The following is a 21,709-nucleotide window of genomic DNA, read 5'->3' as shown; positions in this document are numbered from 1 at the left end:
ATATCATTCCGGCTTTGTGCATTAACGCCTATTTCTTATATCCGGCCGCTGCCTCCCGGCCAGGATGGTACATCCTCTGTACCTGCTCTCCGCTTAAATCCACGCCGTATAGTTCCTTATAATAATCCTTTACCTCCTGGGTCATGTCCACATCCGAAAACAGGTCCGGATATACCTGTTTTGCCATCCACAGAAGCGTCATGGGCGTATCCGTGCTGGGCGTATAACTTCTGTAGGTGCCGAGAGGAAGTTTATATACATTCTTGTCCTGTACCGCCTTTACCGGACTCCAGTCGTCCTGTCCAACCGCATTTTCATAGAGGTCCTCAGGCTGGACCGGGGTAAAATTAGTGATAAAAATAATATCCGGATTCCATTCATAGACCTGTTCCATGTTGATAACCGCATTGGAATTCTCAGCCGCCACACCTTCCGCCACATTGCGGCCTCCCACTGCGTCGCACCAGAACTGGCCGAAAAATTTCTTACCCGAGGTCACCATGGTGGTATCACTGTAATTAAACAGGAACAGGATATCCTTCTTTTCCTCATCCTTTAAACCGGACACCTTATTCTGGATATCCTCATATATGTTCTGGCTGTACCGGGAGACCTGCTCCGCCGTATCACCCTTTTCCGGGAAAATCTGGCTCAGCAGGCTAATCCACTGGTCGTAAGTCTCTATGCTGTCGTAATTCCATTTATTTACAGATACCGCAACTGCCGCAAACCCGGCAGAGCGCAGCGCCTCCCCGATTTCCTTGCTGCCCGCATTATAAAATACCACATCTGGCTCCAGTTTCATGAGCTCTTCCATGTTGATATCACTGCCGTTCATAAAATCCGTGCTGGCATTCAGGATGTCGGGAAACAGCTCTCCCAGAAGCCCTGTCCTGGCGGCGCTCATGCTGGCCGGCGCCATACCCACGATTTTCTCCCCGGATCCCAGGAACACCGTGATGATGGAGGGGAGAGGAAGGATATCCGTTACCACCACACGGTTCACTTCCCTGGGTATTTCCACCTGGCTGCCCGCATGGTCTGTTATAATAACAGTGCCGCCGGATTGGGATGCATCTGGTTCCCCGGCGGAGTCTTCCCGGCTTTTTGTCTCCTCTTTCGGTTCCTTTTCCGCCTGCTGCCGGCCGGTGTCTGCGGCCCGGCTTGACGCAGCCGGTGTTTCTGATGCCCCGGCCTGGCAGCCTGTTAATCCGGCGGCCCCAAGGCACACGCTTAAAATGATTGCTGTTAACTTTTTCATAATACTCTTCCTCTCCTTACAACCCTTTATTTTTACCCTTTGTGTATCACCTGTATTTATACCTGTTTACCCTTAAACCGAATCATCCGGAGCGCACACAAAGGGCCTCATAATACTGTGATACATTCTGCCGGAACATGCCTCATGGGGAAAATCCACAAACACAATATTCCTGTGGGCAGGACACACCTGGCGGTACAGGGGATCCGCCACCACAACCGTACTTTCCGCTATTGCGCGGATAACTTCATCCTCATCCCAGTCAATGATGTCTCCCTCCAGAGCAAGGGCCTTCTCCCCCTCTGTGGGGCAAAGCACGGTTACCTGGTCCGCGCCCCACTCCTCCCGCAGACAGCACCGCAGGGAACCTGCTATGACCTGTTCCCCAATGATAAGAACCTTTCTGCCGGATAAATCCTCAGGCAGACCGGCAAGCCCCAAATCTGGCCGGATGCACGCGTCTGCATCCCATGAGGCCACATACCCGGCACCATCAAACAGGCTTTGGTTTTCACCGGTCCGCGCCGCCTGCCGGATGCATTCTGCCAGACGCCCGGATGTTCTCCTGCCCACAGGTGTTCCCACCACCCAGGGCGTTCCGTACATCTTCTTTAGCTCTGCGGCCGCCGGAAGTCCCACTGCCGATACCACCAGATTTATGTCGGCCAGACCCGCCAGCCGCAGTTCATCCAGGCCGCTTTCCATGGCCCAGCATCCCACGGTCTCCATTCCATGGCTTCTGAGAAAATCCTTTAATCTGGCTGTGTTTCCCGTAAGGGAAAAATCCAGCGGAGTGACTCCCAGTATATTAACTTTCAGGGCTGCCGGCCTGTCCGCCTTAATCCCGGGCGGGCAGAACCGTTTCACAATCCACCTCAGAGCCTCCCCTGCCCCGCGGACATAGGAATGCATTCCATTGGTGGCAATACCAAACGTGGGGATTCCGGTCTTATTTTCAATCATTCTGGCAATCCCCTTAAAGTCAGTTCCCATCATCATGGGAATAGGGGTTCCCCCAATGCATATAAATGCCGGACAAAGATTCAGCGCTGCGTCCACAATATCCCGCACCAGCTTTTCATCGTCCCCCATGACTGCTTCCAGCTCCGACAGGGCTGAGATATACACCATACTGTCCATGGAGTACCACCTTGGCTCATCATGGGTAGTGTAGGTGGAATTGCAGCCTGAGGCATCATGCATCACAGTCATCCCGCCCAGCTCATATAAGGCCGAGCAGATTCCTGATATATCCGCCGCGTATACCGGCAGAATCCGGTTTGTCCGTTTCAACAGCAGCACCCCCATCCCTTTACCTGTATCAGTTTTTCCGTATCCTTTTCTTCCCCGGCAGCTTCTTCCATCATGGCGGCCAGCTCCAGGATACCGCCGTACCCATACAGTCCTCCGTCCTCCACCATATTTACAAAATGAGAAGTCCCTGTAAAGTAGGCTGCCTTCTGCCCGATTGCCAGCACCTTTCCTCCCGCCTCCCGGCACCATGTCCTAGGCAGAACCGCCATCTTGTGGTATACCGTGGGACAGAGCAGCATCCGGGGACATTGCTTCTTAAGCCAGGCAAAGGTATCCTCTTCTTCCGGCGATATGGTATCCGCATAAATACGTTCCACCCGGAAACCGCATTTGACAAGCAGCTTCGCCATGCCAAAGGGCCTGGAAGATGCCGTGTAGTCAATGGCCACAGACCACCCCGCAAGCTCTCCCGCAAGCGTTTCCAGGGCCGTCTCTGCCTTCTGCCATAGCTGGTCCATCTCTACTTCTTTCCAGATGGAGTCAAAATCCAGTTCCAGCAAATCCGACAGACATTTCCAGTGTTCCCTTATCTGTTCCCAGTCATAGCTCACCGGCAGATAGACCCATTCCTGTCCCAGGCGCCCGCAAAGCTCTTTCGCCGCAGGCCGCCCCAGAGGATTCGTCACCAGATTGAGCTTTGATGAGGCCATGGTCTCATATTCCCGGAAATCACGGCAGGTACATATATCCTTAATATTAAATCCGTTTTTTTCCAAGATATTATAAAGCTCTGAACTTTTCCGCAGAGCCAGATTATTGCCGATGACATTTACCTGCTTCGTAAACATATCAGCAGGTTTTAAAAGGGAATACAGCTGTTTTCTCATAAAAGGGTCCGGCGGCATTTTAGTCTTTCTCATAATGGGGTTCATCCAGCACTGCACGAATCCCACCTGGGGAAACCGTGTGTTTAACTCCCCGAATACGATTTTCATATCCGTTCCCAGAAAATGATGGATACAGCTTGTAAACAGCAGCAGGGCCTTTGGCAGCGCAGGCAGTCCCTCCAGAATATGAGTCACTCCCTCAATGATGATCTCCTCGCAGTTTCCCTCCAGCACCGAATCCTCATCCACGGATATGGTAGAAAAACGGCTGCTGTCGCCAAGCTCCGCAGCCGACAGTACCACGCCCCTCAGGCAGCTCTGGGCGCATACGAATACCTGATGGCTCTCAGGCAGCAGCATTCCAATATGGACAATGGTCCATCCTCCCCTGGCCGGGGCGCTGTATTCCAATCCGTATGTAAAAGGTGCCAGGCTGTCCACCTGGGACAGGGCAAGGGCCGTATCCTGCCCCGCAGTGTCATGCAGTCTCTTAAGCATAGGCCTTCTTCACCTCTTCCTCCCCGCAGGCCGCTAAAACAGCGTCCGCCATTTTCCTGTACTGCCCGGCCATATCGCTGTCAGGATAAGCCTCCATGACAGTCTTTCCAAGCTCCTCCGCCTCTCCCACCAGAGGGCTGTAATCCAGGGAGCCTATGATTTCCGTTTCCATGTCCTCTGCCAGCTCCTCCACCTTCTCCTGTTCCCGCTTCACGCCGCGGCGGTTGAGGAGGATGCCTCCCAGGCTGGCATACCCCCTGGCTTCAAAGGACTTTACCGCCGCGGCTATATTGGCAGCCGCATAGATTGCCATATTTTCCCCGGACGTCACGATAAATACCTTGTCCGCATATCCTTCCCGGATAGGCATGGCAAAGCCTCCGCAGACCACGTCGCCCAGCACGTCATAGATGACCACGTCCGGCTTATAGACCTCAAAGGCATTCCTCTCCTCCAGCGCCTCAAAAGCAGTGATAATCCCGCGGCCGGCACATCCCATGCCCGGGGTAGGACCTCCCGCCTCAGCACAGAGCACACCCCCGCTTCCCTCTGTCACCAGTTCATCAAGCCCCGCCTTATCTCCCCTGGCCCTGATGATATCCAGGATAGAGGTCACTGTATGTCCCTGGTGAAGCTGTATGGTAGAGTCCGCCTTGGGATCGCAGCCTATCTGCATCACCTTGTATCCCCGCTCTGAAAGCGCCACTGATAAATTGGATGAAATGGTGGACTTTCCGATTCCGCCTTTTCCGTAAACCGCTATTTTTAACATGTTCTATCCTCCCCCTCTTGTCTTTAAAACACAAAAAACCTCTCTCCGAAATTCAGAGAGAGGATATCATCAGCATACCGAGGCTTCACCAACAGGCACATATACGCGGTTCATGCCAACCGTGCCTGCATACGGCACACACTGGCAAACCACGCAAAACAGCTCCTGCACAGCCAGGACAGTTCCGCTCTCTCTTTATCTCAGGGTTGCTTCGCATCAGAGAAAGGTTCTATTTAGTTATTACCATCATATTCCAGGCGGAAGGAAAAAGCAAGGGTTAAAAAATTATCTTGTCCTGCGCCTTGTTTGGGCTTTACGAAAGGTCAATACCCGTGATATCATAACCACAGATAACCCCGGCCCGGAAAAAAGCATGAATCCAGCTGCTGTAAAAGCCTGCCGGGTAGAAAACAATAAGGGAGGACATACTTTATGGAAGACCGTCTGGCTGTCATCAGCTGCATCATCAGCAATCCTGATTCCGTGGCAACGGTAAATGAAAAATTCCACCTTCAGTCCGGTCTGATTATCGCCCGCCTGGGTGTTCCCTGCCGGGATTACGGGGTATCCGTCATCAGCGTGGTCCTGCACGGAACCCAGAACCAAATCAGTTCCTTTGCCGGAGACCTGGGAAAGGTGGACGGTGTAAAGGTAAAATCCATTCAGGTGCCGGTGAACAAGTAAAAGAAAGGGAACAAACCATGGAACATTTGGAATGGCTGCTGTCTCTGGTAGCAAACACCGCAATCATTATTTTTGAATTTATCGGCGTGGGTATCATCATATACTCAGGTCTCACAAGCTTCCTTAAATTTCTCCGCCGTTCCCCGGACACCAAGATATATCTGGCAAAGGGCCTGGCCATGGGACTGGAATTTAAGATGGGAAGCGAAATCCTGCGCACGGTGGTGGTCCGTGAGTGGAAGGAAATAGGAATCGTGGCCGGAATCATTGCATTAAGGGCCGCCCTTACCTTCCTGATTCACTGGGAAATCAAAGAAGAAGAACGGGCAGAATAAGGTCCTGACACAGAAAGGCCGCGAGAAACAGGGGAATTTTCCTGTTCTCGCGGCCTTCCTGTATCTGGGTGTTATCATAGTATTTTATATGCGTATCCCGCACATACTTTTCAGAATCTCTTCTGCCTTCCCCATCATCTCAAGGCTGTCCTGGTTTTTATTCCTTCTGTCAATATAGTGGAAGGAAGGCACATCCCCGGGCACCAGTTTCAGATCACCCTTATAGGACCTCACCATGTCCGGAATCTTATCCACCTGTAATTTGGCCTTCTGATACATGGTAAGCCTTACTTCCTGGCGGTTAATCACCACCTCTGTCACATAGGCCTGGTGTGCCAGAGCCCTGATGGACGCTATCTTAAGCAGGTTCTCCACACTGCGCGGTATATCCCCAAAGCGGTCCATCAGCTCATCCTGCATATCCATATACTCTTCCTCTGTCTCAATGGCGGAAATACGTTTATAAATATCCAGCTTCTGGTATTCATTCTTGATATAACGTCCCGGAATATATGCGTCAATATCACACTCCACAACGGTATCGTAGGAATCCTCCTCCAAGGTCTCTCCCTTAAGGGCCAGCACGGCCTGATTCAGCATTTTGCAGTACAGATCATACCCCACGGCTTCCATGTGGCCGTGCTGTTCTGCCCCCAGCACATTGCCCGCGCCCCGGATTTCCAGGTCCCGCATGGCAATCTTGATGCCGGATCCCAATTCCGTAAATTCCCGGATGGCCTGGAGGCGCTTCTCAGCCTCCTCCCTCAAAAGCTTATCCCTCTTATACATGAGAAAGGCATAGGAGGTCCTGTTGGAACGCCCTACCCTGCCTCTCAGCTGATACAGCTGGGACAGCCCCATGCGGTCCGCATCATGGATAATCATGGTATTGGCATTGGATATATCCAGGCCGGTCTCAATGATGGTGGTGGACACCAGCACATCAATTTCCCCGTTGATAAAATCCGCCATAATCCGTTCCAGCTCATGCTCCCGCATCTGGCCATGGGCAAATGTGACCACAGCATCCGGCACAAGGGCCTGAACACGGCCAGCCACCTCATCAATATCCGTCACACGATTGTATACATAATACACCTGACCGTTTCTTGCCAGCTCGCGGTTGATTGCCTCACGCACCATCTCCTCATTGTATTCCATCACATAGGTCTGAATGGGAGTCCTGTCCACCGGCGGCTCCTCCAGCACACTCATATCGCGTATGCCTGCCAGGCTCATATGAAGGGTCCTGGGAATAGGCGTGGCTGTCAGGGTGAGTACATCCACATTTTCCTTCAGGTGCTTGATCTTTTCCTTATGGGCAACGCCAAACCGCTGCTCCTCGTCAATAATCAGCAGTCCCAGGTCCTTAAACTGCATATCCTTGGACAGGACCCGGTGGGTGCCGATTACAATGTCCACCATTCCCTTGCGCAGGTCCTCCAGGGTCCTTTTCTGCCTGGCCGGCGTGCAGAACCGGCTCAGCATATCCACCCGCACCGGAAAATCCTTCATCCGCTGCACAAACGTATTATAATGCTGCTGGGCCAGAATCGTGGTTGGCACCAGGTACACCACCTGCTTGCTGTCCTGGACAGCCTTAAATGCAGCCCTCAGGGCCACCTCCGTCTTACCGTACCCCACATCACCGCAAATCAGGCGGTCCATGATTCTCCTGCTCTCCATATCCTTCTTCACCGCGTCAATGGCATCCATCTGGTCATCCGTCTCATCATAGGGGAACAGTTCCTCAAACTCTCTCTGCCACACCGTATCCGTTCCATACTGGAATCCGGCCTTTTCCTGGCGCGCCGCATAAAGCTTCACCAAATCCCTGGCAATCTCCTGGACAGCCCCACGGACCCTGGTCTTGGTTTTATTCCACTCGGTCCCTCCCAGCTTGTTGAGCTTAGGTTTCTTGGCCTCTGCTCCAGCGTATTTCTGGATGCTTTCCAGACGTGTGGCCGGCAGATACAGATTGCCGCCGTCCCCATACTCAATCTTGATATAGTCCTTGATGACCTTATCCCGCTCAACCTTCTCGATGCCCTTATATATACCCAGGCCGTGCTCCTCATGGACCACATAATCCCCCACGGACAGCTCTGTGAAACTCTGTATGGCCTTGCCCTGGTAATTTGTCTTTTTACGGCGCTTTCTTTTTTTCTCCACGCCGAACATATCGCCCTCTGTGATAAATACAAACTTCAAAAGAGGATATTCAAATCCCCTGTGGAGATTGCCGTAGGTGACCAGAATCTCTCCTGGCCGGACCTTGCGGACAGAGGTATTTACAGCGCCCGGATTTCCGGTATCCGCGCTGCCGGCGCCCTCTCCTCCTGCATTTCCGCTTTCCCCTTCCCGCCCATCCGGGCAATAGGCCCTCAGGTCATATTCCCTCAGGTCGCTGGCAAGCCTGCTGGCCCTGGTCCTGGAAGCAGATAAAAGAATAACCCTGTATCCTTCCTTCTTCCACCTGGTCAGGTCCTTAATGAGAATCTCGAAGCTGTTCTGGTATGAGTTCACATTTTTAACATCTATGCTAAATTTCTGATTTACCTTCATGCCTGGAAGCTTCTGGTCCAGCCCTGTAAGCATAACAGCATATGGTTTCTGCATCCTGGCCAGGATCTCGGCCGCTGGATAGAGAAGCTCGGTCTGGCCCGGCAGCAGATACCCCTTTTCCAGCCTGTGCACCATGCTTTCCCTGAATTCCAGCTCCACGGTCTCGCCCTTTTCCTTTAATCTGGCAGGCTCATCCAGAAAGATCACGCTCTCACCCTGGGGAAAATACTCCAGGAAGGAAACCGTATCCGGGCAGAAATACCGGATATAAGCATCCAGCCCGCCAATCCTCCACCCCTCGTCCAGTCCGCTTCGCAGCTCCCCGATAATGGTGTGGATTCGGTGGGCTTCCTCCGGCTTATGCTGCTCCCTTAGTGCCTTCTCATATGTCTTTTCTTCCTTTTCCAGCCTTCTGATTCCGGCAGCCAGCTGGTCTGCTGAGAGCACCACCTCCGCAGCCGGATAAATGGTGATGTTCTCTAACTGCTCCACCGATCGCTGGCTTTCCAGATCAAAGGTACGGATGGAATCCACCTCATCATCCCACAGCTCAATGCGCACCGGCACTTCCTCAGTCAGCGGAAAAATGTCCACGATTCCGCCTCTGATGGAGAACTGGCCCATGCCGTCTACCTGGGCCACCCTCTCATAGCCCATGGCAATCAGGCGTTCCTTCCAGACATCCAAATCAATCACCTGTCCGCTCTCCACCGTGATGGACTGCTCCCTCAGATATTTGAGCGGCAGCAGATGGTCCATAAGGCCGTCCATAGTGGTGACCACCACGCCCTCCCTGTCCTCCATGAGGCGGCGCAGCACAGCAATCCGCTGTCTGGCCATCAGGTTTCCATGAATGTCCGCGCTGTAAAACAGCAGGTCCTTGGCAGGATACAGCCACACCCGGCTGGTAAAGCTGCGTAAATCATCGTAGATTTCCTTGGCCCTGGTGTCATCATACGTGACCACCAGTTTCCAGGAAAATGCGCTTGCCTCTCCCAGCTCGTACATCAGATGTACCTTCTGCGAATCCAGGGTCCCTGTTACCTGCAGCGGTCCCTTTCCGGATTTCAGTGCCTGAACCAGATTGTCATACTCCTGTAATTCTAATAATGGATTTTCCATTTTATCCCTGCACCCCTTATCAGCCCTTATGGCCGTTAAACTGATTCATTGCCGCGTCAGCGCCCTGAGTAATCATCATCTCCACTGCCCCGGCAGCTTCCCTGAACGCATCCTCCATGACAGCCCTGTCCTCTTTGGAGAACCGGCTCAGTACATAGTCAGCCAGGTCCATTTTCTTAGGTTTGTCGCCCACTCCCACCTTAATGCGCGGGAACTCCTGGGTTCCCAGGTGGGAAATGATGTTTTTAATCCCGTTATGGCCCCCTGCGCTGCCTTTTTTCCGGATTCGCAGCTGCCCCACATCCAGGCTGATATCATCATATACAATAATAATATGTTCCGGGTCCACTTTATAGAAATCAGCCGCAGCCCTTACGCTCTCGCCGCTCAGGTTCATGAAGGTCTGGGGCTTTAAAAGCAGCACCTTCTGTCCGCCGATGATGCCTCTTCCGTAACATCCCTTGAACTTTTTCTCCTCCACGGTGGTGCCCAGACGGTCTGCCAGGACATCTATGACCTCAAAACCCACATTATGTCTCGTCTTCTCATACTCCCTGGTGGGATTGCCTAACCCCGCAATGATGTACATTACCCTGTCATCCTCCTTATCACCTTCTGCCTTCCTGCCAAATCCCAGCCGCTCTTTTATTTTCTCCCATATTCCGCTCATTTTTCCTTCACTTTGCCTTCCAGTTTTATAATTTGCCCGCATTTTCCAATATATTCCTATATTTATAACACGCCTTTAAGCGTTAGATACAAACCACATGGGGGTATCTAACGCTTTTTTCCGTTCCATCATTCTATCAGATTACGCTTAAAAAGTAAAGCAGATGGAGGGCTCTTTCCTCCATCTGCCAGCCTCTATCTGTTAATCATATTCCCGTCTTCACCGGCTGCTTCCAACTGCCATGGTTTCCAAAGCCCGTTCCTCTGTAAAATATCCGCATTTCACCAGACGGTCCAGAACCTGCTGCTGGCGTCTGGCTGCCAGTTCCTGGCTCACAGTGGGTGCATAGCAGGATGGGGCGTTGGGAATCCCGGCCAGCAATGTGCTCTCATAATCCGTCATGTCCTCAGGCTCCTTGCCGAAGTAGCCATTGCTTGCATCCCTCACGCAGTAATATCCGTTTCCATAATAAATGGTATTCACATACAGCTCCAGAATCTCATTCTTGCTGTAGTTCCTCTCTAAATCAAATGCCACCAGGACCTCAGCCACCTTGCGGACCAGCTCCTTTTCCTGGCTGAAATACATATTCTTGGCCAGCTGCTGTGTCACCGTGCTTCCGCCTTCCACAAAGGCCCCTGCCTTTATATCATTGAATACAGCCCTTCCAATGGCTATCACGTCGATTCCCGGATGGTTATAGAACCTGTGGTCCTCCACGGACAGCACCGCATCCACATAAATCTCAGGAAGCTGGTCAAAGGTGGTATAGTTTTCCTTGGCACGTATGGACGCCACTTTATCTTCAAGGCTCATACTGTCCACGGCCTCCCGGTACATTCCGTATCCCTTCACAGCCACTGTCACGCTGAAGCACAGCACCACCATAAGCATTATAGCTGCCACCCACTTGATACCTGTACGCACCTTCATCCTTTCACCTGCTTTCTCTTCTGAATCGTATATGTTGGAATCATCTTATCTCATATATGTATCATATCATAAGAGAATACAATAATCTTTGAATTTGCCTTAATATACCGTGACTATTCTCTGACTATTTATGAAATTTTTTCTAAAGGTCTGATTGGTTTTTCTTAAGGTTTTCAGGCCTTTCACCGGGCCTTTCTCCAGGCCTTTACCGGAACCTTTACCGAAGCCTTTTCCATAAGCACTTTACGGCTTTCCGCCCTTGCATAACACCACATACTATGCTAAACTATAACCGTTGTGATGCCTGTATAAGTTCATGATTGGATGAACGTTTCTACCAGCTACCGGAATAGTTGACTACATGCTTCTATTTTGTATACTGGTTTTTTTGTGCCATGAAACCAGGCAAATCAGGCAGTGAAAGAAAGGAGTTTCCCTATGAATCCAACCACAAATTACGACGTAATCATTATTGGCGCAGGTCCCTCCGGCATCTTCTGCGCGTATGAATTAATCCAGAAGAAACCCGGCATGAAAATCCTCATGGTGGAAAAAGGGCGCCCCATCGAAAAGAGAGTCTGCCCAAAACGCACCACCAAGGCATGTGTGGGCTGCAAACCCTGTTCCATCACCACGGGCTTCGCAGGCGCAGGCGCATTTTCTGACGGCAAGCTGTCCCTGTCCCCTGATGTGGGAGGCAATCTTCCGGAAATCCTGGGGTATGATAAAACAGTTGAACTCTTAAAGGAATCTGATAATATTTACTTAAAATTCGGCGCTGATACCAATGTATACGGCATGGACAAACAGAAGGAAATAGAGGAAATCCGCCGCAAGGCCATTGGCGCTAACTTAAAGCTGATTGAATGTCCCATCCGACATCTGGGAACCGAGGAGGGATATAAGATTTATACCCGGCTTCAGGAGCACCTTCTGGCCCAGGGCATTACCATGGAATTCAACACCATGGTCAGAGACATTATCATTGAAGGCGATACCGTAAAGGGCATCATCACAGACAAGGACGAAACCTACTACGCGCCTGAGGTGGTTTCCGCCATCGGACGGGAGGGTTCTGACTGGTTTTCACACATCTGCGGAAACCACGGAATCCAGACCCAGGTAGGCACTGTGGACATAGGCGTACGTGTGGAAGTCCGGGATGAGGTTATGAAGTTCTTAAACGAAAACCTGTATGAAGCCAAGCTGGTATACTATACCCCCACCTTCGACGACAAGGTCCGCACCTTCTGTACCAATCCTTCCGGGGAGGTGGCCACAGAATATTACGAAAACGGCCTTGCAGTGGTAAACGGCCATGCGTACAAATCCCAGGAGTATAAGACAAACAACACCAACTTTGCCCTTCTGGTAAGCAAGAACTTTACCAAACCCTTCAACGAACCCATTGAATACGGCAAGCACATTGCCCAGCTGTCCAACATGCTCTGCGGAGGAAGAATCATGGTTCAGACCTTCGGTGACTTCCAGAGAGGACGCCGGACCACGGAGGAGCGCCTCTGCCGCAACAACCTGATTCCCACCCTGAAGGATGCCGTGCCGGGTGACCTGTCCCTGGTATTCCCCCACCGCATCATGACGGATATCAAGGAAATGCTTCTGGCCCTGGACAAGGTGACTCCCGGCATTGCCAGCGACGAAACTCTGCTCTACGGTGTTGAGGTCAAGTTCTATTCCAATAAGGTGGTGGTCAACGCTGACTTTGAAACCAGCATCAGGGGACTGCGGGCAATCGGAGACGGTGCCTCCGTCACCAGAGGGCTGCAGCAGGCCTCTGCAAATGGCATAAGCGTGGCAAGAAGTATTCTGAAACAGATGGAAACCCTGTAATATCAAAACGTTTGGAATCCCCTTATTTAAGGGGACCCCAAACGTTTTTGTGTTCTTATCCGCACTATTACACCTTATCCCAGGACTCCATATATGCCAATATATGCTCCGCGTCAGAATCTGGATGCAGTCCGATTAAATCATACAGCCTCTGCACCACCTCCGCGGGTTCCATTAAATCCTCAGCAATCCTGGCAGCCGACTGCCCTTTTTCCCGCTTACGCATGACCTGGGTTATTAATTTCGCCATCTTCCCCTGTTCCAAGCCTTTTTCAAGCCCTATGGTCTCCCGCTCCTCCAGCTCATCTGCAAAAAGTTCCCGCAGCGCATCACACATCTTCTCCACCTCCTGACACGTTTCCCAGTTTGCCCGCAATATTAAATCCATGGCTGTCTCATACAGGGGATTCTGTTCCTTCCCCTTATACTCCTTCATCAGTACTTCAATGTCTTCATCCGGCTTCAGTCCGCTTCTCAAACGGCTCAGCCAGATATTGTCCTCCTTTGACAGTTCCCTTATGACGAGAATCTGCAGCGGAAACAAAAGTCCCTTAATGTAATATATCCCCGGGGCTTCCTCCTCCATATGCACTCCATAAGCCTTTTCCAAAAACACATGCAGGCTCCGCGGATAATGTTCCCCTGCCAATGTGACCGTAACCTGGGACGGCAAAATCTCCTGGACCCTCTCCGTATTGGACTGAAGTAAACACGCATATCCTATAGATTTATAAAAATCATTTATACTGATGTAATCCTTTATCCCCTTATATTCCACCACATTATACTGACGGAATATGCGGCCAATGTTCTTTTGTATCACCCGTCCGGTTTCCTTTCTGACCACCAGAACATCAATCTGCAAGGGCTTCCTTGTAAAATTATACTCCGCGTAAAACCGCAGAAACCGCCGTTCTTCCTCCAGTTCAATCTGCAATACTGCAAAAAAACCGGGATGCCATTGAAGCCGTTTTTTATCCATACACACTCTCCCTTTATTATAATAAATTATGTCTCTGTCAGCAATAGCTGTATCTGAAATTCTGTCCTGCCCGGAAAGCTGCACCAACGCTCTATGGCATCACCCGGCTCCTTCTAAACATGCTATTGCAGTATCACAATTTGAATCTATGGCCGAAACGGCCGTCACAGCGCCTGAAGGCGCTAAAGAATGTCTGTCCGACATCTGAAAATATAACTCAACTATAGCACAGGCATATGCAAAAAACGGTTCTATACTGAATGTTGGGGTGTGCTGAAAAGCACACTTCCAACATTCTTTTCGTTGTAATAAAATACATCTATAAGAAGCCTCCTAAACGCATTATCCCGACCAAAGTTTAATGTTACGGAGGTGACCCCTTATAGATGTACCCTAATTATACCAAGGCTTTCCTTAACTTGGAAGGTGTTTTTATTAAAAAAGTGGTTCAGGCAGACTCTTTCATTAAAATTTTCATCCAGTCCCAACCGGTAGAACAGACTTGTCCCTGCTGTGGGGCTAAAACTAAACGGATTCATGATTACCGTTTACAAGAAGTCCAGGACATTCCCTTACTGGGAAAACAAGTAATCCTGCTCCTTCGCAAACGCCGCTACCTCTGCCCATACTGCCGCAAACGGTTCACGGAACCCTATTCGTTCCTCCCCAGCTACCACCGCAGGACCCGCAGACTGGCATTTTACATTGTCTCCCTGCTCCGGCAGACCTTTTCCTTAAAACAGATCGCAGAGCTTACCGGTGTTTCCGTCCAGACGGTCTGCCGCCTTCTGGACACGATTTGCTATCCTCCGCCTGACCAGCTTCCACAAGCGCTTTCCATTGACGAATTCAAAGGCAATGCTTCTACCGGTAAATATCAGTGCATTCTGGTTGATCCGAAAAAGCGCCGGATCCTCGACATTCTCCCGGATCGGACACAGAGCCATCTGGCTGATTATTGGCGGAACATTCCCAGGAAAGAACGCCTGAAGGTAAAGTTCTTCGTCTGCGATATGTGGCGCCCCTACACCGAACTTGCACAGACCTTCTTTCCAAACGCTACAATCATCGTGGATAAATATCATTTCATCCGGCAGGTGACATGGGCGATTGAAAATGTACGCAAACGGCTGCAGCGCTCCATGCCGGTTTCTCTGCGTAAGTATTATAAACGCAGCCGGAAACTCATTCTGACCCGCTATAAAAAGCTGAAGGATGAGAACAAACAGGCCTGTGATTTAATGCTTCACTATAGCGAGGATCTGCGTCTGGCACACCGCATGAAAGAGTGGTTTTATGATATCTGCCAGATGGAAGCGTATCGTCAGCAGCAGAGGGAATTTGATGACTGGATTGCGAATGCACAGAGCTGTGGGATTAAGGAATTTGAGGCCTGTGCTAAGACCTACAGGGCCTGGCGAAAAGAAATCCTGAATGCCTTTAAATACGGATTGACAAATGGTCCCACAGAAGGATTTAACAACAAGATAAAGGTGTTAAAACGGAGCAGCTACGGAATCCGGAATTTCAAACGGTTCCGAACCCGGATACTTCACTGTACATCATAGGATAAAAAGGTCGGTAATGCGGAGGCTTATTTGGCATGCCCAAAATCAGTAAAACCTGGAACTAAACATAAAAAGGGCCCTTTTCATAGAATTGGGGCGGGATTTTAACAAATCCCACCCCAACTATTGACAAAGAGCCCAAAAAACAAGAGCCGTCCCGGTTCATAATGTATCAACCGAAATCAGCTCCTGTTCATCCTTCTGTATCTTATGCCATTCCTTCCTCTGCCGCCTCATTCTCCAGCAAGGTTGTCTCATACTTATTCAAAATGATGGTCTGAATCATATCCCTTGTGTTGGAGTTTATAGGATGGGCAATATCGCGGTACTCTCCGTCCGCTGCCTTGCGGCTTGGCATGGCTATGAATAAACCCTTCTCCCCCTCAATTACCTTGATGTCATGAATGACGAATTCATTGTCCAGTGTGATGGAAACAATTGCTTTCATCTTGCCTTCCTTTTCAACCCGTCTCACTCTCACGTCTGTAACCTGCATGTTTTCTACCCCTTCCGTCTTATCCCGCCGGTCCCCCGCTCTGCGCTCCCCGTGCGCTGCGCGGGGCTATGTGCGTATTATAATGTATACCTTTCGTTTTTCTCCACAACGATTTTGATGTTCTCCGGTGTGCCGATGTGTGTGGTGTTGGCACGGATGGTATCCCTGCTCTCTACGATACAGTTCTCAATTACTGTGTTGTCGCCTATATAGACGTCATTTAAAATAATGGAATTCTTGATTACACAATTGTTGCCCACGTATGCCTTTTTAAAAAGAATGGAGTTTTCAACTGTGCCATTCAGGATACATCCGCTGGATATCAGGCTGTTTCTGACCAGCGCGCCAGGGTTATATTTGGCAGGAGGAAGATCATCAATCTTCGTGTATACATCAGGATACTGTTTGAAGAAGTAATCCCTCACCTCAGGTTTGAGGAAATCCATATTTGTCTTATAATAGGAGTCCACAGAAGCGATATTGCTCCAGTAGCCGTCCAGCTTATAAGCATAAATTCTTTTAAGATTCTTATAGCGCACCAGAATATCATTGACCAGGTCATATCTGTCTTCTGCCGCGCAGCGCTCCAGCAGTTCTATGAGCTGCCTTCTGCGGATGACATAGATTCCGCAGGAAATGGTGGTGGCGTCAGATGCCATGGGCTTCTCCTCGAAGTCCGTGATACGGCCGTCATCATTCAGCTTCACACAGCCGAACCGGGTCACATCCGTGCCATCTTCCATGTCCTTGCAGACAACGGTAATGTCTGCCTTTTTCTCAATGTGATACTCCAGGACCTTATTATAATCCAGCTTATATACACCATCGCCTGCCGCTATGACCACATATGGCTCATGGCTGTTCTTTAAGAATGTAAGGTTCTGGTATAATGCATCTGCTGTTCCCCTGTACCAGTCGCCGTTCTCCGGTGTGATGGATGGGGTGAATACAAAGAGTCCGCCCTGTTTACGTCCGAAATCCCACCACTTAGAGGAACTTAGGTGCAGGTTTAATGACCTGGAATTATACTGTGTAAAAACTGCCACGTTCTGGATGTGGGAGTTTGTCATATTGCTGAGTGCAAAGTCAATGCTGCGGTAGCTTCCTGCAACCGGCATGGCAGCCACTGCCCTCTTATTAGAAAGTTCCCGCATCCTCTTGCTGTTACCACCTGCTAATACGATACCGATTGCTCTCATTTTACGCCACCTGCCTTTATAATGTAATTTCCGCCAGCCAGTAATCCGTCAGGATAATCGCCTACGGTTGTCTCGCCTGCTATGGCAGTGTTCTTGCCTACCTTAACCCCGTCAGGAATCACAGAATTCTCACCAATGGTCACCAGATCGAACTGATATACCTTGGGGTCATATGTACTGGGCGCATACTCTCCTGTTCCCAGTTCCACGCCAGAGCCAATCCTTACATTCTCAGCAATGATGGCCTTGTTCACAACGGTTCCCGCTCCGATGACGGTTCCCTGCATTATAATGGAATCCTTCACCACGGCTCCCTTGGCAACAGTAACGCCTGCTCCAATAACGGAGTTCATTACCTCGCCGTAAATCTCAGTTCCTTCACCGATAATGCTTCTCTCGATATTTGCCTCATTGGAAATAAACTGGGGCGGAATCACATCATTCTTGGTGTAAATCTTCCAATATTCCTCATACAGGTTAAACTCAGGAATGATATCAATGAGCTCCATGTTGGCCTCCCAGTAGGAACCCAGCGTACCTACATCCTTCCAGTAGCCATTATATTCATATGCGAAAATCCTGTCGCCTCTCGCATGGCAGTATGGAATGATATGTTTGCCGAAATCACACCCCGGCTCTTCCTTCATCTTGATCAGTGCTTCCTTTAATACAGGCCAGCTGAATATGTAGATACCCATAGAAGCCAAATTGCTTCTGGGAACAGGAGGCTTCTCCTCGAATTCCGTGATACGGTTAGACTCGTCCGTAATCAGGATGCCAAAACGGCTGGCCTCCTCAATGGGTACTGGCATGGCAGCAATGGTGATATCTGCATTATTGGCTTTGTGATAATCCAACATTACCTCATAATCCATCTTATAAATATGGTCGCCGGATAAAATCAGAACATATTCCGGGTTATATGATTCCATATACTCCAGATTCTGATAAATGGCATTGGCAGTTCCTGTGTACCAATCACTGCCTTTACTGCGCTCATATGGAGGCAAAATGGTTACACCACCAACGTTCCGGTCTAAATCCCATGGTACTCCAATTCCAATATGAGAATTTAAACGTAATGGCTGATACTGTGTCAATACTCCGACTGTGTCAACTCCGGAATTGATACAGTTGCTCAGCGGAAAATCAATGATTCGGTACTTCCCCCCAAAAGATACGGCCGGCTTGGCTACTTTTTGTGTTAGCACGCCAAGGCGGCTTCCCTGTCCGCCTGCTAATAGCATAGCTATCATTTCTTTTTTAATCACGTTATCACCTCTTGCTGTTAAAATTTTTGTAATTTTAATTATACCACAAACTTCGTAAATAGTACATAAATTTTTAAATTTATTTCATCGTTTTTGTGCATTTTTCCGACATTTTTTCCGTTTTTAACCATTTGATGTTGATTTATCTATATCTAGTACCCCTTTCCAAAATTTACCACTAAATAAGTCCCCCTCGCAGGCTGTATATTCACGGACGTTTTTGTCAAAAACAGCTATAAACATAATATCAGATAATAGGTACCCGGTGCATTCCAATTTCTGGAACGCGCAGTTCCGCGGACATCTGACATAAAACGCACACGGCATAATGCAAATGCTGCATAATCCGCATACGGCATAATCCGCTTCAGTTAAGTAACGTACCTTACGGGTATTTTCCCCGATTAAACATTATGATTATGTAATCATATTGAAAATACAGGCTTCACACCCGGCTCCATAGGAAAGTTAAGCCTTGAAACATAGCGTGAAATATCATATAATCACGTATATGTAGTTACCGTCCATTTCCAGGGGAATTGGGGATACTGAATATATAGATAAGAGAAAAGGAGAATATCAGTCATGGATCTGATTACCGTAAGAGAACTTTACAAACATCCGGAGGAATATCTGGACAAGGAGATAAATGTGGGGGGCTGGGTCCGCAGTCTCCGTGATTCCAAAGCATTCGGCTTCATCGTTGTCAGTGATGGAAGCTTTTTCGAAACATTGCAGATTGTATATCACGACACCCTTCCCAACTTTGCAGAAGTTTCTAAATTAAGCGTAGGCACAGCCATCCTTGTAAAGGGAACCCTGGTAAGTACGCCCCAGGCCAAGCAGCCCTTTGAAATTCAGGCCGCAGAGGTAACTGTGGAGGGCACCTCCTCACCGGATTATCCACTTCAGAAAAAGCGCCACTCTCTTGAATACCTGCGCACCATCTCCCATCTGCGTGCCAGAACCAATACCTTCCAGGCTGTATTCCGTGTGCGCTCCCTGGTTGCATACGCTATTCACCAGTATTTCCAGGAGAGGGATTTTGTGTATGTTCACACGCCTCTGATTACAGGCAGCGACTGTGAGGGAGCCGGAGAAATGTTCCAGGTAACCACCATGGACTTAAACAATATCCCAAAGACGGAGGAGGGAAAGGTGGATTTCAGCCAGGACTTTTTCGGCAAGGCCACCAACCTGACCGTTAGCGGACAGCTGAATGCCGAGACCTATGCCATGGCTTTCCGCAACGTATATACCTTCGGCCCCACCTTCCGCGCCGAGAATTCCAATACCACCCGCCATGCTGCGGAGTTCTGGATGATTGAACCAGAGATGGCCTTTGCTGACCTGGATGACGATATGTGTCTGGCAGAAGGCATGCTTAAATATATCATCCGTTTTGTCCTGGAGCATGCGCCTGAGGAGATGAACTTCTTCAACCAGTTTGTGGACAAAGGCCTTCTGGACCGCCTTCACAATGTGTTAAATTCCGAGTTTGGCCGCGTTACCTACACCGAGGCCGTAAAGATACTGGAAGAACACAACGATGAATTTGACTACAAGGTCTCCTGGGGATGCGACCTGCAGACAGAGCATGAACGCTATCTGACAGAGCAGGTATTTAAGAAGCCCGTATTCGTAACCGATTATCCGAAGGAGATCAAAGCCTTCTATATGAAGATGAATCCTGACAATAAAACCGTTGCAGCCGTGGACTGCCTGGTTCCCGGTATCGGTGAAATCATCGGCGGCAGCCAGAGGGAGGACGACTACGGCAGGCTGGTAGCCAGAATGGATGAACTAGGCCTTAAGAAGGAGGACTATGACTTCTATCTGGACTTGAGGAAGTACGGATCCACGCGTCACGCAGGCTTTGGCCTTGGTTTCGAGCGCTGCGTCATGTATCTGACCGGAATGTCCAACATCCGCGACGTAATCCCCTTCCCAAGAACAGTAAACAACTGCGAATTATAAAGAATCTCTGCCCGCCCCGTAGAAGCGGGCAGAGATTCGCTACCCGGACGCAGCAGCGCGGAGTTCGGGGAACCCGTCTCTGCCCGCCCCGTAGAAGCGGGCAGAGATTCGCTACCCGGACGCAGCAGCGCGGAGTTCGGGGAACCCGTCTCTGCCTGCCCCGTAGAAGTGGGCAGAAATTCGCTACCCGGACGCAGCAGCGCGGGGTTCGGGGAACCCGTCTCTGCCTGCCCAGCGCCAGCGGGCAAATATTTGCTGCCCGGACGCAGCAGCGCAGCGTTCGGGAACTCAACATTTGACAGGAGGCAGACATGAAATTCATCCACACCGGGGATATCCACTGGGGTATGTGTCCCGATGCAAACAAGCCCTGGGGCAAGGAACGCGCCCAGGCCATCAAAGATACCTTCCGGATAATCATAGAAAAGACAAAAGAGATGGATGTGGACTGCTTATTCATCAGCGGAGACCTGTTTCACAGGCAGCCGCTGATGAAAGACCTTAAGGAGGTCAATTATCTCTTCTCCACCATTCCGTCTGTAAAGATCATCCTGATAGCAGGCAACCATGACCGCATCAGGGAGAACTCTGCCCTGTTAAGCTTTATCTGGAGTCCCAACGTGACCTTCATAATGGATGAAGACCTGACCTCTGTCTATTTTGAGGATATTAACACGGAGGTCCATGGATTCAGCTATCATACGGCTGAAATCAAGGCGCCCCTGCTGGAGGATATACAGGTTCCCCTGAACAGCCGTATCCAAATCCTCATGGCCCATGGCGGCGACGCCGCCCACCTGCCAATCAATTTCAACAGCCTGGAGCTGTCCCCATTTTCCTACATTGCCCTGGGACATATCCACAAACATCATGTCCTGGCAGACGGAAAGATTGCTTACTGCGGCTCACCTGAACCCCTGGATCTGACCGAGACCGGTTCTCATGGCTTCTATGCAGGAGAGATTCATCCTGTCACCAGAAAACTGATAAACCTTCAGTTCATTCCCGCCGCCAGCCTCCAGTACATACCGCTTGCCGTGAATGTGTCCAAGGACACCACTAACGGAGAACTGTGCGACCGGATATCAAATGAAATTGAAAACCGGGGTTCTCAGCATATTTACCGGTTCCGAATCAGGGGCATGAGGGATCCTGACATTGAATTTGACCTGGAACAGCTCTCAGCCAGATACAGAATTGCGGAAATCATTGATGATTCCGAACCTCAGTATGATTTTTCAGCACTGTTTGCCGAGCACTCCAGCGATATGATTGGATTCTATATCCAGGCCCTTCAAAAAGAAGATATGAGTCCGGTGGAGAAGAAGGCCCTGTATTACGGGGTAAATGCTCTTCTGCATACCACCGATGAAAGGAGCTGAAC

Annotated in this window: 17 protein-coding genes and 1 riboswitch; of the genes, 6 read left to right on the top strand and 11 right to left on the bottom strand. The window is 49.9% G+C overall.

Annotated features, from left to right (window positions below):
• Nucleotides 1-28: 28 nt before the first annotated feature.
• The 4 genes from CGC65_RS01905 to CGC65_RS01890 form a co-directional block, all read right to left on the bottom strand.
• Nucleotides 29-1,261: an ABC transporter substrate-binding protein gene (locus tag CGC65_RS01905; RefSeq protein WP_002566309.1), complete on the bottom strand. Its 1,233-nt coding sequence runs from the start codon at nt 1,259-1,261 to the stop codon at nt 29-31.
• A 72-nt stretch (nt 1,262-1,333) separates the two neighbouring features.
• Nucleotides 1,334-2,569: a nitrogenase component 1 gene (locus CGC65_RS01900; protein WP_002566310.1), complete on the bottom strand. Its 1,236-nt coding sequence runs from the start codon at nt 2,567-2,569 to the stop codon at nt 1,334-1,336.
• Nucleotides 2,551-3,900: a nitrogenase component 1 gene (locus tag CGC65_RS01895; RefSeq protein WP_002566311.1), complete on the bottom strand. Its 1,350-nt coding sequence runs from the start codon at nt 3,898-3,900 to the stop codon at nt 2,551-2,553. Before CGC65_RS01895 ends, CGC65_RS01900 begins: the two co-directional genes overlap by 19 nt.
• A complete protein-coding gene (locus CGC65_RS01890) occupies nt 3,893-4,672 on the bottom strand; it encodes a nucleotide-binding protein (RefSeq protein WP_002566312.1) in 780 nt (259 codons plus the stop codon). Before CGC65_RS01890 ends, CGC65_RS01895 begins: the two co-directional genes overlap by 8 nt.
• Before the next feature lie 432 nt (nt 4,673-5,104).
• Here CGC65_RS01890 and CGC65_RS01885 point away from each other — a divergent pair, with 432 nt between their 5' ends.
• Nucleotides 5,105-5,356, top strand: a complete 252-nt coding sequence (locus CGC65_RS01885) for a TM1266 family iron-only hydrogenase system putative regulator (RefSeq protein WP_002566313.1) — start codon at nt 5,105-5,107, stop codon at nt 5,354-5,356.
• 17 nt (nt 5,357-5,373) lie between these two features.
• On the top strand, nt 5,374-5,691 hold the full coding sequence (locus CGC65_RS01880; RefSeq protein WP_002566314.1) for a DUF1622 domain-containing protein: 318 nt from the start codon (nt 5,374-5,376) through the stop codon (nt 5,689-5,691).
• 84 nt (nt 5,692-5,775) lie between these two features.
• Here CGC65_RS01880 and mfd read toward each other — a convergent pair whose 3' ends face one another.
• The 3 genes from mfd to CGC65_RS01865 form a co-directional block, all read right to left on the bottom strand.
• On the bottom strand, nt 5,776-9,378 hold the full coding sequence (mfd, locus tag CGC65_RS01875; protein WP_002566315.1) for a transcription-repair coupling factor: 3,603 nt from the start codon (nt 9,376-9,378) through the stop codon (nt 5,776-5,778).
• A 19-nt stretch (nt 9,379-9,397) separates the two neighbouring features.
• Nucleotides 9,398-10,048 carry an aminoacyl-tRNA hydrolase gene (gene pth, locus CGC65_RS01870; RefSeq protein ID WP_038282527.1) on the bottom strand — a complete coding sequence of 217 codons (651 nt, stop codon included), beginning with the start codon at nt 10,046-10,048 and terminating at the stop codon, nt 9,398-9,400.
• 219 nt (nt 10,049-10,267) lie between these two features.
• On the bottom strand, nt 10,268-10,981 hold the full coding sequence (locus tag CGC65_RS01865; protein ID WP_002566317.1) for a biosynthetic peptidoglycan transglycosylase: 714 nt from the start codon (nt 10,979-10,981) through the stop codon (nt 10,268-10,270).
• Nucleotides 10,982-11,265: 284 nt separating this feature from the next.
• A riboswitch (purine riboswitch) is annotated at nt 11,266-11,361 on the top strand.
• Nucleotides 11,362-11,419: 58 nt separating this feature from the next.
• On the opposite strand from CGC65_RS01865, the gene CGC65_RS01860 reads away from it, so the two are divergent.
• Nucleotides 11,420-12,832: an NAD(P)/FAD-dependent oxidoreductase gene (locus CGC65_RS01860; protein WP_002566318.1), complete on the top strand. Its 1,413-nt coding sequence runs from the start codon at nt 11,420-11,422 to the stop codon at nt 12,830-12,832.
• A gap of 67 nt (nt 12,833-12,899) precedes the next feature.
• On the opposite strand, the gene CGC65_RS01855 is transcribed toward CGC65_RS01860, so the two are convergent.
• Nucleotides 12,900-13,814: a hypothetical protein gene (locus CGC65_RS01855; RefSeq protein ID WP_002566319.1), complete on the bottom strand. Its 915-nt coding sequence runs from the start codon at nt 13,812-13,814 to the stop codon at nt 12,900-12,902.
• 386 nt (nt 13,815-14,200) lie between these two features.
• Here CGC65_RS01855 and CGC65_RS01850 point away from each other — a divergent pair, with 386 nt between their 5' ends.
• Nucleotides 14,201-15,382, top strand: a complete 1,182-nt coding sequence (locus tag CGC65_RS01850) for an ISL3 family transposase (protein WP_002578456.1) — start codon at nt 14,201-14,203, stop codon at nt 15,380-15,382.
• Between the two features lie 208 nt (nt 15,383-15,590).
• Here CGC65_RS01850 and spoVG read toward each other — a convergent pair whose 3' ends face one another.
• The 3 genes from spoVG to CGC65_RS01830 all read right to left on the bottom strand — a co-directional run bounded on the left by spoVG (nt 15,591) and on the right by CGC65_RS01830 (nt 18,348).
• Nucleotides 15,591-15,878, bottom strand: coding sequence for a septation regulator SpoVG (gene spoVG, locus CGC65_RS01840; RefSeq protein WP_002566320.1), 288 nt, complete (start codon nt 15,876-15,878; stop codon nt 15,591-15,593).
• A gap of 77 nt (nt 15,879-15,955) precedes the next feature.
• Nucleotides 15,956-17,077 (bottom strand): glucose-1-phosphate adenylyltransferase subunit GlgD, encoded by a 1,122-nt coding sequence (gene glgD / locus CGC65_RS01835; RefSeq protein ID WP_002566321.1) that lies wholly within the window; start codon nt 17,075-17,077, stop codon nt 15,956-15,958.
• Nucleotides 17,074-18,348, bottom strand: a complete 1,275-nt coding sequence (locus CGC65_RS01830) for a glucose-1-phosphate adenylyltransferase (protein ID WP_002566322.1) — start codon at nt 18,346-18,348, stop codon at nt 17,074-17,076. Before CGC65_RS01830 ends, glgD begins: the two co-directional genes overlap by 4 nt.
• A 585-nt stretch (nt 18,349-18,933) precedes the next feature.
• Here CGC65_RS01830 and asnS point away from each other — a divergent pair.
• Both asnS and CGC65_RS01820 read left to right on the top strand, forming a co-directional pair.
• Nucleotides 18,934-20,325 carry an asparagine--tRNA ligase gene (gene asnS, locus CGC65_RS01825; protein ID WP_002566323.1) on the top strand — a complete coding sequence of 464 codons (1,392 nt, stop codon included), beginning with the start codon at nt 18,934-18,936 and terminating at the stop codon, nt 20,323-20,325.
• A 311-nt stretch (nt 20,326-20,636) separates the two neighbouring features.
• Nucleotides 20,637-21,707 carry a metallophosphoesterase family protein gene (locus CGC65_RS01820; protein WP_002566324.1) on the top strand — a complete coding sequence of 357 codons (1,071 nt, stop codon included), beginning with the start codon at nt 20,637-20,639 and terminating at the stop codon, nt 21,705-21,707.
• Nucleotides 21,708-21,709: the final 2 nt, after the last annotated feature.

Source organism: Enterocloster bolteae (genome assembly GCF_002234575.2).
In the GTDB taxonomy this organism is placed as follows: domain Bacteria; phylum Bacillota; class Clostridia; order Lachnospirales; family Lachnospiraceae; genus Enterocloster; species Enterocloster bolteae.
The sequence above is the reverse complement of the archived record's forward strand: the minus strand, read 5'-3'. Positions and strand labels throughout refer to the sequence as shown.